The 16026-nt window shown below is 67.9% G+C and carries 15 protein-coding genes; 10 read left to right on the forward strand and 5 right to left on the reverse strand.

Features of this window, described 5'->3' with window-relative positions; genetic code table 11:
- Positions 1-147 precede the first annotated feature (147 nt).
- From rlmD to EO139_RS18545, 10 genes are all read left to right on the forward strand, one after another.
- Positions 148-1482 (forward strand): 23S rRNA (uracil(1939)-C(5))-methyltransferase RlmD, encoded by a 1335-nt coding sequence (rlmD, locus tag EO139_RS18500; RefSeq protein ID WP_126971873.1) that lies wholly within the window; start codon positions 148-150, stop codon positions 1480-1482.
- 80 nt (positions 1483-1562) lie between these two features.
- A complete protein-coding gene (locus EO139_RS18505; protein ID WP_126971875.1) occupies positions 1563-2060 on the forward strand; it encodes a CYTH domain-containing protein in 498 nt (165 codons plus the stop codon).
- 149 nt (positions 2061-2209) lie between these two features.
- Positions 2210-2893, forward strand: a complete 684-nt coding sequence (locus EO139_RS18510; protein WP_126971877.1) for a DsbA family oxidoreductase — start codon at positions 2210-2212, stop codon at positions 2891-2893.
- A gap of 38 nt (positions 2894-2931) precedes the next feature.
- Entirely contained in the window at positions 2932-3939 is a 1008-nt protein-coding gene (locus EO139_RS18515) for an FAD-dependent oxidoreductase (RefSeq protein WP_126971879.1), read from the forward strand.
- 4 nt (positions 3940-3943) lie between these two features.
- Complete coding sequence (locus tag EO139_RS18520) at positions 3944-5509, forward strand: cryptochrome/photolyase family protein (protein ID WP_164739917.1); 1566 nt, start codon at positions 3944-3946, stop codon at positions 5507-5509.
- 139 nt (positions 5510-5648) lie between these two features.
- Positions 5649-6653 (forward strand): beta-N-acetylhexosaminidase, encoded by a 1005-nt coding sequence (gene nagZ / locus EO139_RS18525; protein ID WP_126971881.1) that lies wholly within the window; start codon positions 5649-5651, stop codon positions 6651-6653.
- Entirely contained in the window at positions 6653-7207 is a 555-nt protein-coding gene (locus tag EO139_RS18530; protein ID WP_016903731.1) for a hypoxanthine-guanine phosphoribosyltransferase, read from the forward strand. Before nagZ ends, EO139_RS18530 begins: the two co-directional genes overlap by 1 nt.
- Before the next feature lie 86 nt (positions 7208-7293).
- Positions 7294-8046 (forward strand): S-methyl-5'-thioinosine phosphorylase, encoded by a 753-nt coding sequence (locus tag EO139_RS18535; protein ID WP_104585835.1) that lies wholly within the window; start codon positions 7294-7296, stop codon positions 8044-8046.
- Positions 8047-8133: 87 nt separating this feature from the next.
- Complete coding sequence (locus EO139_RS18540; protein WP_003488188.1) at positions 8134-8340, forward strand: cold-shock protein; 207 nt, start codon at positions 8134-8136, stop codon at positions 8338-8340.
- Positions 8341-8434: 94 nt separating this feature from the next.
- Positions 8435-9700, forward strand: coding sequence for an NAD(P)/FAD-dependent oxidoreductase (locus tag EO139_RS18545; RefSeq protein ID WP_126971883.1), 1266 nt, complete (start codon positions 8435-8437; stop codon positions 9698-9700).
- Positions 9701-9732: 32 nt separating this feature from the next.
- On the opposite strand, the gene pdeM is transcribed toward EO139_RS18545, so the two are convergent.
- From pdeM to EO139_RS18570, 5 genes are read right to left on the reverse strand one after another with little or no spacing between them, the layout of a single operon-like run.
- Positions 9733-10377, reverse strand: a complete 645-nt coding sequence (pdeM, locus tag EO139_RS18550) for a ligase-associated DNA damage response endonuclease PdeM (RefSeq protein ID WP_119132393.1) — start codon at positions 10375-10377, stop codon at positions 9733-9735.
- On the reverse strand, positions 10367-12859 hold the full coding sequence (locus tag EO139_RS18555) for a ligase-associated DNA damage response DEXH box helicase (protein ID WP_126943360.1): 2493 nt from the start codon (positions 12857-12859) through the stop codon (positions 10367-10369). Before EO139_RS18555 ends, pdeM begins: the two co-directional genes overlap by 11 nt.
- Positions 12856-14460, reverse strand: coding sequence for an ATP-dependent DNA ligase (locus tag EO139_RS18560; protein ID WP_119132391.1), 1605 nt, complete (start codon positions 14458-14460; stop codon positions 12856-12858). The genes EO139_RS18555 and EO139_RS18560 overlap by 4 nt, the downstream gene beginning before the upstream one ends.
- On the reverse strand, positions 14457-14690 hold the full coding sequence (locus EO139_RS18565) for a hypothetical protein (protein ID WP_115676423.1): 234 nt from the start codon (positions 14688-14690) through the stop codon (positions 14457-14459). Before EO139_RS18565 ends, EO139_RS18560 begins: the two co-directional genes overlap by 4 nt.
- The gene (locus tag EO139_RS18570) at positions 14687-15697 is read right to left on the reverse strand and encodes a ligase-associated DNA damage response exonuclease (RefSeq protein WP_119128982.1); all 1011 of its coding nucleotides are present in this window, start codon (positions 15695-15697) and stop codon (positions 14687-14689) included. Before EO139_RS18570 ends, EO139_RS18565 begins: the two co-directional genes overlap by 4 nt.
- Between the last annotated feature and the right edge of the window lie 329 nt (positions 15698-16026).

Genomic DNA, 16026 nt, shown 5'->3' on the forward strand with positions numbered 1-16026 from the left:
TGTCAGCGATGCCGCGTCCTAGCAGCCGCGTGCAGCGGAAGTGTGCCTGTGTTTGCGGGGCGCGACAATTGTTCTGCGGCGCGAGGCGGCCGCGATCGATCGCATCTGCGACAATACGCACCCTTTTTGCCCGCAGCTCGTCGCCACGTGGCCAGAACCCGAAACCGCTTCGACCGTACGCCGTTCCAGACCGCGATCACCGACCTCAGCCACGACGGGCGCGGTGTGGCCCGCCGCGACGGCGAGGGCGGCAAAGTCACCTTCATCAGTGGCGCCTTGCCGGGTGAGCTGGTGCGTGCCGAACCCACCGCGCGCAGCCGGCATTTCGACGAGGCCAGGACGGTGGAGGTGCTGGAGGCATCGCCGCAGCGGGTGACCCCGCGCTGCCCGCATTTCGGCGTCTGCGCCGGCTGCGTGCTGCAGCATCTGGAAGAGTCGCAGCAGATCGTGGCCAAGCAGCGCGTGTTGATGGACAACCTGGAGCGCATCGGCCACGTCACGCCGCAGGCGGTGTTGCCGGCCCTGGTCGGCGATAACTGGGGCTACCGGCGCAAGGGCCGCTTTTCGGTCCGTCGCGTCGAGAAGAAGGACAAGACCCTGGTGGGGTTTCGCGAGCTGGATCCGCGTTTCGTGGCCGATCTGTCGGTCTGTTACACGGTGATCCCGCAGATCGGCGAGAAGATCCCGCAGCTGGCGGCGCTGGTCGAAGGCCTGGACGGCAAGCGCGACATCCCGCAGATCGAATTCATTGCCGGCGACGAGGCGGTGGCGTTGACCATCCGCCACATGCAGCCGCTCAGCGAGCGCGATCTGCAGGCGCTGACGGCGTTCGCGCAGGCGCAGGGCTTTGCGATCTTCCTGCAGCCGGGCGGCGTGGATAGCGTGCATCCGCTGTGGCCGCAGCAGGTGCCGCTGTCGTTCCGCTTGCCGCAGTGGGATGTGGAGCTGGCGTTCCGGCCGCTGGATTTCATCCAGGTCAACGCCTCGCTCAACCAGAAGATGATCGCGCATGCGCTGGCGCTGCTCGACGCCGGGCCGGACGACCGCGTGCTGGACCTGTTCTGTGGGCTGGGCAATTTCACCCTGCCGCTGGCGCGCGGCGTGCGCGAAGTGGTCGGCGTGGAGGGCGATGCCGGGCTGGTGGCGCGTGCGCGCGAGAATGCGCAGCGCAATGGGCTGGCCAATGCCCAGTTCCATGCGGCCGACCTGACTCAGGACCAGCGCAATGCTGCGTGGATGCGGCAGGGCTTCGACAAGCTGCTGCTGGACCCGCCGCGCTCGGGCGCGCTGGAAGTGCTGCAGCAGTTGCCGCTGAAAACGTTCGAGCGCATCGTCTATGTAAGCTGTCACCCCGGCTCGCTGGCGCGCGACGCCGGCTACCTGGTCAACGAACAGGGCTTCACGCTTAAGGCCGCCGGCGCGATGGACATGTTTCCGCATACCGCGCATGTGGAGAGCATTGCGGTGTTTGAACGGCGGTGAATCGGGAATAGTGAATCGGGAATCGTAGGTGCGGTTCGCCGTATGCTGTTGCGATTCCCGATTCCCGATTCCCGATTCCCATGCCCATCGAAATCGAACGCAAATTCCTGGTGACCGGCGATGGCTGGCGCGCTGCCGCGCATGCGGTGATCCCGATGGCACAGGGCTATATCAACGACCAGGCCGCCTTGCGCAGTGGTACGCAGAACGCGTCGGTGCGGGTGCGTATCCAGGGCGAGAGCGCGTTTCTCAATCTGAAATCGCGCGAGGTGGGGCACACGCGGCAGGAGTTCGAGTATCCGATTCCGGTGGTCGAGGCGCGTGCGCTGCTGGCGCTGTGTGTCGGCGGTTTGATCGACAAACGCCGGCATCTGGTCCAGTACCAGGGGCATGTGTGGGAAGTGGACGAATTCCTTGGCGACAATGCCGGGCTGGTGGTGGCCGAGATCGAACTGGAACATGCCGACCAGGCCTTCGCCAGGCCTGCGTGGGTCGGCGCGGAAGTCACCGACGACGTGCGTTACTACAACCTGGCGCTGGCCTCGCATCCGTTCAAGAACTGGAGCGGGGATGTGTGATTCGGGATTCGGGATTGGGCATTCGGGATTCGTAACAGCTAACGCGATGCGTCGGACTTGGGCTGATTGCGTTGCGACTCCCCAATCCCTGCCTTGGTATTGGGTTTATGCTTTGCGCATCCCCAATGACGAATCTCCAATCCCCGCCCATGCGCATCGATATCTGGTCTGATGTGGTCTGTCCCTGGTGCTGGATCGGCAAGCGCCGTTTCGAGCAGGCGGTGGCCGCGCTTGGTGCGCAGGCGCCGGCGTTGGACATCCATTACCACGCGTTCCAGCTCGATCCCGAGGCCGGCCTGGAGTCGACGCCGCTGCGTGATGCGCTGGCGCAGAAGTTCGGCGGTACTGCGCGTGTGGACCAGATGCTGGCGCAGACCCAGGCCACCGCGCGCGCCGAAGGCCTGCCGTTCGACTTCGGGCGCGGGCAGGCGCAGGTCAGTACCCTGCGCGCGCATCGGCTGATCTGGCTGGCCAGCCGCGAGGGCGATGTCGAGGCCGTGATCGAAGCGCTGTTCCATGCGTATTTTGCCGAAGGCCAAAACGTCGGCGCGACCGAAACGCTGGTGGCCGCCGGCGCCGCCGGCGGCCTGGACGAGGCGCGCGTGCGCGCGCTGCTGGACTCCGACGAAGGCGTCGTTGCCGTCCAGGCGCAACTGGCGCAAGCCGCTGCGCTGGGAATCCGTGCGGTGCCCAGTTTCGTCATCGACGGACGCAGCCTGATCCAGGGCGCGCAGCCGCCGGAGAGCTTCGCGCAGGCGTTGTTGCAGCTGGCGGCCGAATCGACGCCAATCGGTGGTCCCGATGCCTGCGGGCCGGACGGCTGCGCGGTATGAACGGCCGGCGGCGCGATGCGACTGCCGGCAGCTGAGAGATGACGCCCACCCGCTCGAAGACGGTTGCGGTGATCGGTGCCGGGTTGGCTGGGCTTGCCTGCGCGCAACGGCTGCAGGCGGCGGGTTTGGCGGTGACGCTGTTCGAGCAGGACACTCTGCCCGGCGGACGCATGCGCAGCTGTGGCGGCGATGGCTGGCAGTGCGATCACGGCGCGCAGTATTTCACCGCACGCGCCCCGGCGTTTGCCGCCCTGGTGGATGCGTGGATCGCGCGCGGCGCCGCGGCGGCCTGGCCTGCGCGCGTCGCCAGTTGGGATGGCACCGCCCTGCGTGCGTCGCACAGCGGGTTGACGCGCTTTGTCGGGGTGCCGGACATGGCCGCACCGGCGCGTGCGCTTGCGGCCGACCTCACTGTTCGGTTGGGCACCTGCGTGCGGTCACTGCAGCGCAATGGCGACGCCTGGCAGCTGGAGCTGGCGGAGGACGCGACGACACGCGCCTTCGACACCGTGCTGCTGGCGGTTCCGGCGCCGCGTGCGGCTGCCTTGCTAGCCGACCTCGCCCCCACGCTGGCGACGCTTGCCGCCACTGCACGGATGCAGCCGGCCTGGGCGGTGGTGCTGCGTTTCGACCTGGCGGTCGATCCCGGCTACGACGCCTTGTTCGTCAACGCTGGCCCGGTGCGCTGGGTGGCACGCAACTCCAGCAAGCCGGGGAGGGCGGGCGTGGAAACCTGGCTGCTGCATGCCACTGCCGATTGGAGTCAGGCGCATCTGGACGCAACGCCTGAGGCTGTGATCGCCAGCCTGTTGCCTGCGCTGGCCGCGCTCGGCCTGCCACCACCGCAGTCCTGCGATGCATACCGCTGGACGGTGGCCAGCACCGAGCCTGCGCTGCAGATCGGCTGTGCCTGGGAGGCGCGGCCGGGCATCGGCATCTGCGGCGACTGGCTGGCCGGCGGCAAGGTCGAAGGGGCCTGGCAAAGCGGTGTGGCGTTGGCAGCGCGGGCGTGTGCCGGCGACGCCGCGGGCAGCGGTCAGGATTGATGTGGTGGCAGGCACAGCTGGCCACACCCCGCAGGCTGCCGCGCACACAGTGCGCCTGATCCTGGGCGATCAACTCAATCGGCAACACAGCTGGTTCAATGCGATCGATGCGGGTGTGGTCTACGTGCTGATGGAAGTGCGCGAGGAAACCGACTACGTGCTGCACCACGCGCAGAAGATCCTGGCGATCTTCGCGGCGATGCGCGCGTTCGCCGCGCACTTGCGGCAGGCCGGTCACCGGGTGCGTTATGTGGCCATCGACAACCCCAGCAATCGGCATGCGATCCCCGCCAATCTGGACGCGCTGATGGCGCATTACCGCGCCAGCCGGCTGGAGTACCAGGCGCCGGACGAATGGCGGCTGGATCAGGCATTGCAGCACTGGTGCGCGCGCCAGCCGTTGGCCACGCGCATGATCGATAGCGAGCATTTCCTGACCGAACGCAATGAGGTCGCCGGCTGTTTTCGCGCCGGTAGCCCATGGCGCATGGAAGTGTTCTACCGAAAGATGCGCCGTCGCCACCGGATCCTGCTCGATGCCGCGGGCGAGCCGGAAGGCGGGCGCTGGAATTTCGATCACGACAACCGTGCGCCATGGCCGGGCGATCCGCCCGCGCCGCAGGAGTGGCGCGCAGCGCACGATCACCGCGCGCTGTGGAGCGCTATCGAGGCAGCCGGCGTCCGCAGCTTCGGCGCACCGAACGCCGACGCGCTGCCGTGGCCGCTGGACCGCGACGAAGCCTTGCAGCACCTGGATGCCTTCGTCACGCATGCGTTGCCGCACTTCGGTCGCTACGAAGATGCGATGAGCACGCGCAGCCCGCGGCTGTTTCACTCGCTGCTGTCGTTCGCGCTCAACGTCAAGCTGCTGCATCCGCGCGAGGTGATCGCGCGCGCGGAGGCGACGTTGCACGACGGGCATGCGCCGCTGGCATCGGTGGAGGGCTTCATCCGCCAGATCCTGGGCTGGCGCGAATACGTACGCGGCGTGTACTGGTCGCAGATGCCCGCCTATGCGCAGTCCAACCAGCTCGACCAGCATGCACCGCTACCGCACTGGTTCTGGGACGGGCAGATCGGCATGCGCTGCCTGGCCGATGCGATCGGCAATTCGCTGGCCAACGCGCACGCGCACCATATCCAGCGGCTGATGGTGATCGGCAATTTCGCGCTGCTGGCAGGGCTGGAGCCGCAGGCGCTGCATCGCTGGTACCTGGGGGTCTATGTCGATGCGTTCGAATGGGTGGAATTGCCCAATACGGTCGGCATGAGCCAGTTCGCCGACGGCGGCCTGCTCGGCAGCAAGCCGTACATCAGCGGCGCGGCCTATATCGACCGCATGAGCGATTACTGCGGGGGCTGCCGCTACCAGCGCAAGGCGCGGGTCGGCGCGCAGGCCTGCCCGTACAACGCGCTGTACTGGGATTTCCTGGCGCGGCAGCGCACGCTGCTGGGTGCCAACGAGCGCCTGGCGCTGCCGTACCGGCAGCTCGATGCCATGGCACCGGAGGTGCTTGACCAGGTGCAGGCGCAGGCCGCGCACTGGCGGGCGAATCTAGAGGTGCTCTGAGGCACGGCCGGCGGGCCGCGGCGGGGCCGAGACGGCGGCAAACGCGCGCCTGCCTGAATGCGCGATCTGACGCTGCAACGCGCATCTGCGACAATGCCGCGCTGCGCCAACCTGGCGCCTGGCCCGGGAGTCCCCTAACATGCTTCTGATCGGCGTTGCCGGTACCGAACTCAGCGCACAGGAACGCGACTGGCTGCAGCACGACGCGGTCGCCGGCGTGGTGCTGTTCACGCGCAACTTCGCCTCGCGCACGCAGGTGGCCGAGCTGTCTGCGTCCATCCGCGCGGCCGCACCGCGCCCGGTGCTGATCTGCGTGGACCAGGAGGGCGGGCGCGTACAGCGCTTTCGCGACGGCTACAGCGCGCTGGCGCCGCTGCAGAACTTCGGCGTGCAGTACGCGCAGGACCCCGAGGCCGCGCTCGCCGCTGCGCGCGCGCATGCGCAGCTGATGGCCAGCGAGGTGCGTGCCAGCGGCGTGGACCTGAGCTTCGCGCCGGTGGTGGATCTGGGCCGTGGCAACCGCGCCATCGGCGACCGTGCCTTCAGCGACGACCCGCAGGTCGTGGCCAGCTTCACCCGCGCTTATGTGCAGGCGCTGCACGGCGCCGGCATGGCCGCCACGCTCAAGCATTTCCCCGGCCACGGCACCGTGCTGGAAGACACCCACGTCGACCATGCCAGCGACCCGCGGCCGCTGGAGGTCCTGCTGGCCGAGGATCTGGTGCCGTTCGTGGCCGGCATCGAGGCCGGCGCCGATGCGGTGATGATGGCGCACGTGGTCTACCCGCAGATCGCCCCGGAACTGGCCGGCTATTCGCAGCGCTGGATCGAGCAGATCCTGCGCGGGCAACTGGGCTTCCGTGGCGTGGTGTTCTCCGACGACATCGGCATGGCCGCCTCGTTCAGCGCCGGCGGCGTGGCGGGCCGGGTGCATGCGCATCTGGATGCCGGCTGCGACGTGGTGCTGGTCTGCCACCCGGAACTGGTCGATGCATCGCTGCAGGCCGTGGCCGGCCGCAGCCTCAACACCGCAGCATTGATCGGCCTGATCGGCCGCGGCGCGCTGGGCTGGGATGGCCTGCTCGCCGGCTCCGACGCCGCATTCACCACTCCCCTTTCCGCCTCTTTCGGAACAACTGCCTGATGTCCACGCTCACCATTTCCCAGGCCCTGGCCCAAGCCGACCTGCTGGTCGACCGCCCCGCCATCGATGCGGCCGTTGCCAGCATCGCCGACGCGATTGCGCGCGATTATGCCGGCGAAGTGCCGGTGTACCTCACCATCATGCACGGCGCGCTGCCGTTCTCCGGCCAGCTGGCGCTGGAGCTGGGCGCACGCGGCCAGGACCTGCAGTTCGATTACCTGCACGCCACCCGGTATCGCGGCGAAACCACCGGCGGCGAGCTGGTGTGGAAGCACCGTCCGGCCACTGCGCTGTTCGGCCGCCGGGTGATCCTGGTCGACGACATCCTCGACGAGGGCTACACGCTGCAGGGCGTGCGCCAGTGGTGCCTGGAGCAGGGCGCCACCGACGTGCGCGTGGCGGTGCTGACCGTCAAGCGTCACGACCGCTGCGTGCCCGGCGTGGCCGCCGATTATGTCGGCGTGGAAGTGGCCGACCGTTACGTGTTCGGTTTCGGCATGGACGTCAACGAGCAGCTGCGCGGCATTCCCGCCATCTACGCGATGAAGCAGTAACTGCCGCAGCGTGCCCGCATTGCCGCGGGCAGCCCGGCGCGCACGCGTGCGCGCACCGTCATGTCTTTTTGTAGCAGAGGTTGCTTGTGTCCCCCAATTCCATCGCATTGGCCGTCATCGGCGGCACTGGCGTCTACAAGCTCGCCCAGCTGGACGAGGTGCAGACGCACGCTATCGAAACGCCGTATGGCGCGCCCTCCGGCCCGATCCACGTCGGCATGTTGCTGGGCCACCGCGTGGCGTTCCTGGCGCGCCATGGCGAAGGCCATTCGCTGCCGCCGCACAAGGTCAATTACCGCGCAAACATCGCTGCGCTGCAGCAAATTGGCGCTGCGCGCGTGCTGGCGCTCAACACCGTCGGCGGCATCACCGAGCAGTTCGGTCCGCGCGTGCTGGCCTGCCCGGATCAGCTGATCGATTACACCTGGGGCCGCGTGTCGACCTTCTGCGAAGAGCCGGGCAGCGAGGTGCAGCACGTGGATTTCGGTCATCCGTACTCGCCGATGTTCCGCAGCAAGGTCATCGCCGCGGCCAAGGTGACCGGCGTCACGATGGTTGCCGGCGGATGCTACGGAGCCACCCAGGGACCGCGGCTGGAAACGATTGCAGAGATCGCCCGCATGCGTCGCGACGGCTGCGATCTGGTCGGCATGACCGGCATGCCCGAAGCGGGTCTTGCACGCGAAAAAGGCCTGGAATATGCGTGTTTGGCGATCGTGGCGAACTGGGCGGCCGGCTGCGGCGACGCGCAGGAAATCACCATGGCAGAGGTGTTGGCCAACGTCGATGCCGCCTCGTCCGGATTGCCGGAGCTGATTGGCGAACTTGCACGCGGGTGATTGTCATCGGGGCATAAGCTTTGCATACTCGGCGCGTACGCATTGCCGTACACCACCCATTAATTATTGCAAAGGTCTCGCATCACCATGCCGAACGGTACCGTCAAGTGGTTCAACGACGCCAAGGGATTTGGCTTCATCTCACCGGAGGACGGCAGCGCCGATGTCTTCGCGCACTTCTCCGCGATCAACTCCAAGGGCTTCCGCAGCCTGCAGGAAGGCCAGCGCGTCAGTTATGACGTGACCCAGGGCCCCAAGGGTGCCCAGGCTTCGAACATCACGCCGGTCGAGTGATGTGACTCGATTGTGCGGTTGAAGAACCCCGCCACGGCGGGGTTTTTTTTGCACCGGTCCCTGCGGGGTCGGTGAGCTTCAAAGAGCGAAGGACATGCAGCGAACATTGCGGATTGCGGTAGTGGGCTATGGCACGGCGGGGCAGGCACTGGCCGCGCTGCTGGGCGCCGACGGGCATCGACTGGACGTGTTCGAACGCGCTGCCGCGCCCGGGCCGGTGGGCGCAGGGTTCCTGCTGCAGCCCAGCGGCTTGCAGGTGCTGTGGAAGATGGGATTGCTGCCGCAGGCGCTTGCGCATGGCGCGCCGGTGCGCCGGCTGTATGGCGAAACGCCGTGCGGACGCGCGGTGATGGACATGCAGTATCGCGACCTGGATGCGCGGCTGATGGGCCTGGGGATGCAGCGCGGCGCCTTGTTCACGCTGTTGCGCGAGGCCTGGCCGGAGCACGCGCAACTGCATGTGGATACGCAGATCACCGCCATCGATCACGACGGCGTGCGCGTGCAGGACCAGCGTGGGCACTGGCATGGCCCGTATGATCTGATCATCGCCGCCGATGGTTCCGCATCGACCTTGCGCGCGCAGGCGCAGGGCACGCGGCTGGATCGGGTGTATCCGTGGGGGGCGTTGTGGTGTCTGCTGCCGCGCGAGGACTGGCCGTTTGTCGACGAGTTACGCCAGCGCTATATCGGCGCGCGCAAGATGATCGGCCTGCTGCCGGTGGGCACGCGCCCGGGCGACGACACCCCGCGGCTGAGTTTTTTCTGGAGCCTGCCGTGCAGCGATTTTTCCGCATGGGAACAGCGCGGCATTGCCGCATGGCGCGAGGAGATCGCGCAGATGTGGCCGCAGGCGCATGCGCGTCTGGACAGTGTGCAGGTGCATGGCGCACTGGCGCGTGCCAGTTACCGCGACGCGGTGGTCAAACGCTGGCATCGCGGCCGTTTCGTGCTGGCCGGCGATGCTGCGCATGCGATGAGTCCGCAGCTGGGGCAGGGCGTCAACATGGCGCTGCTGGACGCATTGGCGCTGCGCGATGCCTTGCGGGCCGGTGCCGATCTGGATGCGGCCTTGCAGCGCTACCAGCGCGAGCGCCAGGCGCATGTGGCGATCTACCACCGCTGGAGCCGTTGGCTGACGCCGTTGTTCCAGTCCGAACGCGATCTGTGGGCGCACGGGCGCGACCTGCTGCTGCACCCGATGGGGCGCGTGCCCGGCGGGCGCGGACACATGTTGCGCGTGCTCAGCGGCACCCAGCACGGCTGGTTCGGCAAACTGGCATTGGCGCCGGAGTTCGTGGAGGCCTTGTCGCAACCGGTGCCGCGTGTGGCCGTCGACAAGACCGGAGCGGCCGCATAGAGGCCGTCGCGGCCCACGCGCGGCCGCGCCCGCTAGCGCACCGGCAATGCCAGCGCATCGTCTTCCACGCAGGCAACCAGGCGTTCGCCTTCGACCAGCGTCGGCACGATGCCGGCGGTGAAATGCGAGAACGCCGGCAGGATGGTGACGCGCTCGCGCAACCAGAACGCCGGCCAGCGACGCGCCATGCCGGGCAGTGCGGCCAGCGGATGCAGATGCCCGCACAGCACGTGCCCGGTCGGATGCGGCAGCGGATCGTGGCGCAGCACGAAGGGGCCATCTTCCACCTGTTCGCCGGCCGGCTCGATATGCAGATCGGCGCCCGCCAAGGCGCGGTCGTGATTGCCGCGGATGGCGATCACGCGCAATGCGCAATGCCGCTCGCGCCATGCGCTCCAGCGGCGGTGCCAGGCTGCGCGCGGTGCGGGGCCATGCAGCAGGTCGCCGAGTATCCACAACGCGTCCACCGTGCGCTGCTCCAGCAGCGCATCCAGCCGCTCCAGATCGTGCGCGGTGCCGCCGGCCGGCATCCCGATGCCGGCGCGACGGAACACATCGGCCTTGCCCAGATGCAGGTCGGCGATCAACAAGGCGCGTTGTGCCGGACGATACAGTGCGCGTTCGCCGAGCAGTTCCACCGTTTCGCCGGCCAGCTGCAGCTGCACGCTATCGCCCATGTTTGCGCTCCAGTTGTTCGGCAGCACGCAACACGCGGGCCTTCCAGTCTTCGGTACTGAGTTGGCCGCGCACACGTTCGGCCCATAGCGGAAACGACAACGGGGTGAGGCTGCGCGGTTTGCACAGGCGCAGGTCGCGCCGCGCGCAATCTTCCAGTGCGTGCGCAAGCCGCGCCAGTTCGAGCTGGCCTTCGAACACTTCGCGCTCGGCCTGCGCGAGCAGCAGATGATCCGGATCGAAACGCTGCAACACGTCGTACAGCAATCCGCTGGAGGCCTGCAGCTGACGCAGGCTGCGTGGTGCACGGCCGGGCAACGATGGCGACAGCAAACCGGCCACGCGCGCAATCTCGCGGAACTGGCGGCGTGCCAGCTCGCCCAGGTTGAGGCTGTCGCGCAGATCGGCAAACAGGCCCTCCGGCGACAGCAAGGCCTGCAAGACGCCCGCATCGAGGTCCACGTCCTGCGCCGGCGACAGCACAAAGCCGTAATCGTTGGCAGCAAAACTGAAGGTATTGCGCTGGCGCCGGCCCCAGCGCGCCGCCAGCAACGCGGCCAGCCCTTCGTTGACCTGGCGGCCGGCGAACGGATACACGAACACGTGCCGGCCATCGCGCGCCTTGATGCTTTCCACCAGCAGATGGTCAGGGCCGGGCAACGAGGACAGTGACGATTGCAGGCGCAGCAACGGTGCCAGCGCCTGCATCTCCGGCGCGTCGCCGGGATCGGCGAACACCGCTTCGACCTCGCGGCCCAGGGCCGACGACAACGGCATGCGTCCGCCCATCCACTTGGGCACCACGCCGCTGCCGCCCTTGGCCACGCGCACATAGGCGGTCATGTCTTCCAGCCGCACCAGCTCCAGCAAACGGCCGGCAAATTGAAACCGGTCGCCACGGCGTAGACGGCCGACGAACTGTTCCTCCACCGCGCCCAGGCGCCCGCCGCGCAGGAACTGCACGCGCACGCTGCCGTCGCTGGTGATCGTGCCGATGGACAGGCGATGCCGCAGCGCCACGCGTCGATCGATGACGCGATACACGCCCTGTTCGTCGCGCACGACCTTGTGGAAATCCGGGTAATGCGCCAGCGCGCTGCCGCCTTGCACGATGAAGTCCAGCACCGCCTGCCAGGTGGCATGATCCAGTGCTGCAAACGCATCGGTGCCGCGCACCTGCTCGAACACTGCATCGGCCTGAAAGCCGCCACCCAGTGCCAGGGTCACGCAGTGCTGCGCCAACACATCCAGCGACAGCCGCGGCGGCGGCCGCGCTTCGATCTGGCCCTGCTCAATGGCGCGCCGCGCGGCGGCATACTCCACCAGCTCCAGCGCATGCGAGGGCACGCACACCACATGCCCGGACTCGCCCGGACGGTGGCGCGCGCGGCCGGCGCGCTGCAGCAGGCGCGCAATGCCTTTCGGGCTGCCGACCTGCAGCACCTGATCGACGGCGGGGAAATCCACGCCCAGGTCCAGGCTGGAGGTGGCGACCACGCAGCGCAGGCTGCCATCGCGCAAGCCGTGTTCGGCGGCCGCACGCAAGGACGGGTCCAGCGAGCCGTGATGCAGCGCGAGCGTGGCCAGGTCGTCCGGCCACACCGCACTCAAGGCCTGATGCCACAACTCGGCCTGCGCGCGCGTATTGGTGAACACCAGGCTGGTGCGCTGCTGCATGATCTTCTGCAGCACGCGCGCCAGCTGCGCCAGGCCCAGATGTCCGGCCCACGGAAAGCGTTCGCCGCTGTCGGGCAGCAGTGTCTCCAGGGTCATCGCGCGGGGTTTGACACCCGAGACCAGCGCAGCATCGGGAAGATGCGGCAGCAGCACGTCGCGTGCCTGCGCCAGGTTGCCCAGCGTCGCCGACAGGCCCCAGATGCGCAGCGCCGGCGCCCAGCCGCGCAGCCGCGCCAGGCACAGCTGCAGCAACACGCCGCGCTTGTTGCCGAGCAGCTCATGCCACTCGTCGACGATCACGCAGCGCAACGCCGACAACTGCGGCGCGGTGTCGGGGTAGGACAACAGCAAGGCCAGCGATTCGGGCGTGGTGACCAGCACATCGAGCTTGCCGCTGCGCGCCAGCCGCTTGTCGCGCGCGCTGGCGTCGCCGGTCCGCAGGCCCACCTGCCAATCCAGCCCCAAGGCCTCCACCGGCTCGCGCAGGGCGCGTGCGGTATCGGCGGCGAGTGCGCGCAGGGGCGTGATCCACAGCACCTGCAGCGTGCGTTGCTGTTGGCGCCGCGCGGCCGGCGCGGGCTTGCTCGCCGGCTTGCGTCCACGCGTGGACAAGGCTTCCAGCAGCGGCCCACCGAAGGCGGCCAGCGTCTTGCCGCTGCCGGTGGGCGTATGCAGCAAGCCGGACTCGCCGGCGAGATAGCGCTTCCACACATCGCGTTGAAACGGCAACGGCGCCCAGCCGCGCTGCGCGAACCAGGCGCGCCATTGCTGCAAGGGCGTACCGCGCGTCTGCTGCGCGGCACTCACCGTGCCAGCGCCTGCAGGCTGCTCAGGTGATCGGCTTCGCTCATCGGCTTGTCCTGCCGCCAGCGCAGGATGCGTGGGAAACGCACCGCAATGCCGGACTTGTGCCGCGCGCTGCGGTTGACCGCTTCGAATCCCAGCTCGAAGACATGATGCGCGGTGACCGCACGCACCGGGCCGAAGCGCTCGGTGGTGTTGGCGCGGATCCAGCGATCCAGCTGCAGGATCTCCTTGTCGTCCAGACCCGAGTAGGCCTTGGCGATCGGCACCAGCTGGCCCTCGTGCCATAGCCCGAAGGTGTAGTCGGTATACAGCGTGCTGCGGCGGCCGTGGCCGGCCTGCGCATACAGCAGCACCGCGTCGATGGTGAGCGGGTCGATCTTCCATTTCCACCAGTCGCCGCGGCGGCGGCCTGACTGGTAGACCGAGCTGGCGCGCTTGAGCATCAGCCCTTCCACACCGCGCTCGCGGGCATCCAGGCGCACCTGCGCCGCCGCCTGCCAGTCGCCGACCTGCACCAACGGCGAGGCGACAATGCGCGGGTCGGCGAGCGTGCCCAGCACCCCTTCCAGCAACGCGCGGCGCTCCTGCAAGGGACGTTCGCGCAAGTCCTCGCCGCCGAGCTCAAGCAGATCGTAGGCCACCACCCGCGCCGGCGCCGCCGCCAAGGTCTTTGGCCCGGGCTTGAGGCGCTGGATGCGCGTCTGCAATGCGGTGAACGGCATCGGCAAGGGCTGCTCCGGTTGCCAGGCCAGCAGCTCGCCGTCGATGACGGTGCCATCGGGCAACTGCAACGCGGCCTGTTCGATTTCCGGGAAGCGGCCATCCAGGCGTTCTTCGCCACGCGACCACAGCGCCGCTTCGCCCGCGCGTCGAATCAGCTGCAGGCGGATGCCGTCCCACTTCCATTCCAGCAACCAGTCATCGACCGCGCCCAGCGTTTCGACCTCGGCTTCGAGCGGCGATGCGAGAAAGAACGGGTAGGGCTGTTGACGATCGCCGGGCAGTTCTTCGGCAGTCAGCAGATTGGCCAGGTAGGTCGGATGCGGCCGCCAGCTGCCGAGCATGCGCTGCGCGATGCGTGCGATCTCGATTCCGGACATCTCCGCCAGCGCCTGCTGCACCAGGCGCTGCGACACGCCCACGCGCAAGGCGCCGGTCAGCAGCTTGTTGAACACCAGGCGCTCGTCGAAGGCCAGGCTGCGCCACGCCTGCACGATGCAGGCCTTGCGCACCTCGACATCTTGATTGGCGATTGGCAGCAACCGCTGCTCGATCCAGTCGGCCAACGGCAGATCGGCCGCTTCGGTGATCGGGTCGTCCAGCAACAAGGCCAAGGTCTCGGCCAGGTCGCCGACATGGTCGTAGCTGTCGGCCACCAGCCAGTCGGCGATGCCGGCAGCTTCGGTGATCCATTCGCGCAATTCGCCACTACTGGCAATGCGCATGCGCGTGCCGGCCACCTTGCCGCCGGCCAGCAGGTACAGCGCCCACGCCGCATCCAGCGGCGGTGCGCTGCTGAAGTAGGCGACCAAGGCCGCACGCTTGTCGAGCGTGCCGGTACTGCGATCCAAGGTGCGGTACAACGCGGCAAATCGCTTCACGCCGGGCCCTGCAGGTATGCGCGGTGGTCGGCAGCACGCAGTTCCAGTGCGCGGCGCGTAAATGCGCTCAGGCAGCGTGGACGCCGGTAGGGCCGCGGTGGCCCGATCACCGCGGCCGGCACGGCGCGATGTAGGCGAAATGCCAATGCGTGCCGGCGGAACGCGAGGGCGCCGGTCAGTCGCAGGCGTGGGCGCGCGCGCGCATAGCGGCGTGCAGGCAAGGGGTTCATTCCTCGGCTCCGAAATCGGTACGGAAGGCTTCGGCAGCGACGCCGCGTTCCAGCAGGTGCTGGATCAAGGCATCGGTGTTGCCGTGGGTGGCGATCACCCGCCGTGCGCCGGTGTCTTCGATGGTGCGCAGCAGGTCCGGCCAGTCGGCATGATCGGACACCACGAAGCCGCGGTCGTAATTGCGCCGACGGCGGTTGCCGCGAATACGCATCCAGCCCGACGCAAAACCTTGTTGCGCATGCCGGAAGCGACGGATCCAGGCACTGCCGGCCGCCGATGGCGGCGCCAATACCAGTTGCCCGGCATAGTCGGCGCCACGCGCGTGCTCGCTGACCGGTTGGGTGTCCAGCATCGGGATGCCGGCCTGGCGATACACCTCCACGCCCACGGCGATGGCGCCGTGCAGCAACGCCGGTTGCGTATCCCAGGCGCGCAATTCGGCCAGCACGCGTTGCGCCTTGCCCAAGGCATAGCAATACAGAATGGCGGCCTCGCCACGTTCGGCGCATTCGTGGCGCCAGGCGACGATGTCGGCCGCGACATCGGAAGTGTCCGGCCAGCGATACACCGGCAGCCCGAAGGTTGCCTCGGTGATGAAGGTGTCGCAGGGCACCACTTCGAACGGTTTGCAGGTGGGATCGTGCTGGCGCTTGTAGTCGCCCGAGGCAACCCAGACTTCGCCATCTACCTCGATGCGCACCTGCGCCGAGCCGAGCACATGCCCGGCCGGATGCAACGACACCCGCGCGCGTCCCAGGTCGAACGCTTCGCCGTCGGCATGCGTGTGATAGACCTGCTCGCCGAGGCGCCATTGCAGGATCGGCAGGCTCTCGTGCGTGCAGTGGTACTCGCCCATGCCGCTGCGTGCGTGGTCGCCGTGTCCGTGGGTGATCACCGCACGTGGCACCGGCCGCCAGGGATCGATATGGAAATCACCCTGCGGGCAATACAGGCCTTCGGGCCCGAGCACCACCAGATCACCAGATTGTTCGTTGCCGTTGCGCATGCGGCAACTCTGGCCAAGCCGGTGTGCAGATCCTGAGAATGGGAATGGCATGCATCGGCGCACCGATGCGGCAAGGCCTGCAGATCGCAATCGCTAATCGAGCCAGTGCACGATCAGTGCAAGGCCATCGAATCGATCAAGCGCCTGGCGGGGCGTGAGCTGGCCTTCAATGCGGCACGCACGCCGGCAGCTCGCGCCATTGCTCACCGGAACAATCAGTCAAGATTCGGAAATCGAACACCCACGCAAGCGCTAGCCCGCATCATCCACCTCGATTCCCGATTCCCGATTCCCGATTCCCGATTCCCCCAATCCCCAATCCCCAATCC

This window comes from Xanthomonas sp. BRIP62411 (genome assembly GCF_003993525.1).
GTDB lineage: Bacteria > Pseudomonadota > Gammaproteobacteria > Xanthomonadales > Xanthomonadaceae > Xanthomonas > Xanthomonas euroxanthea.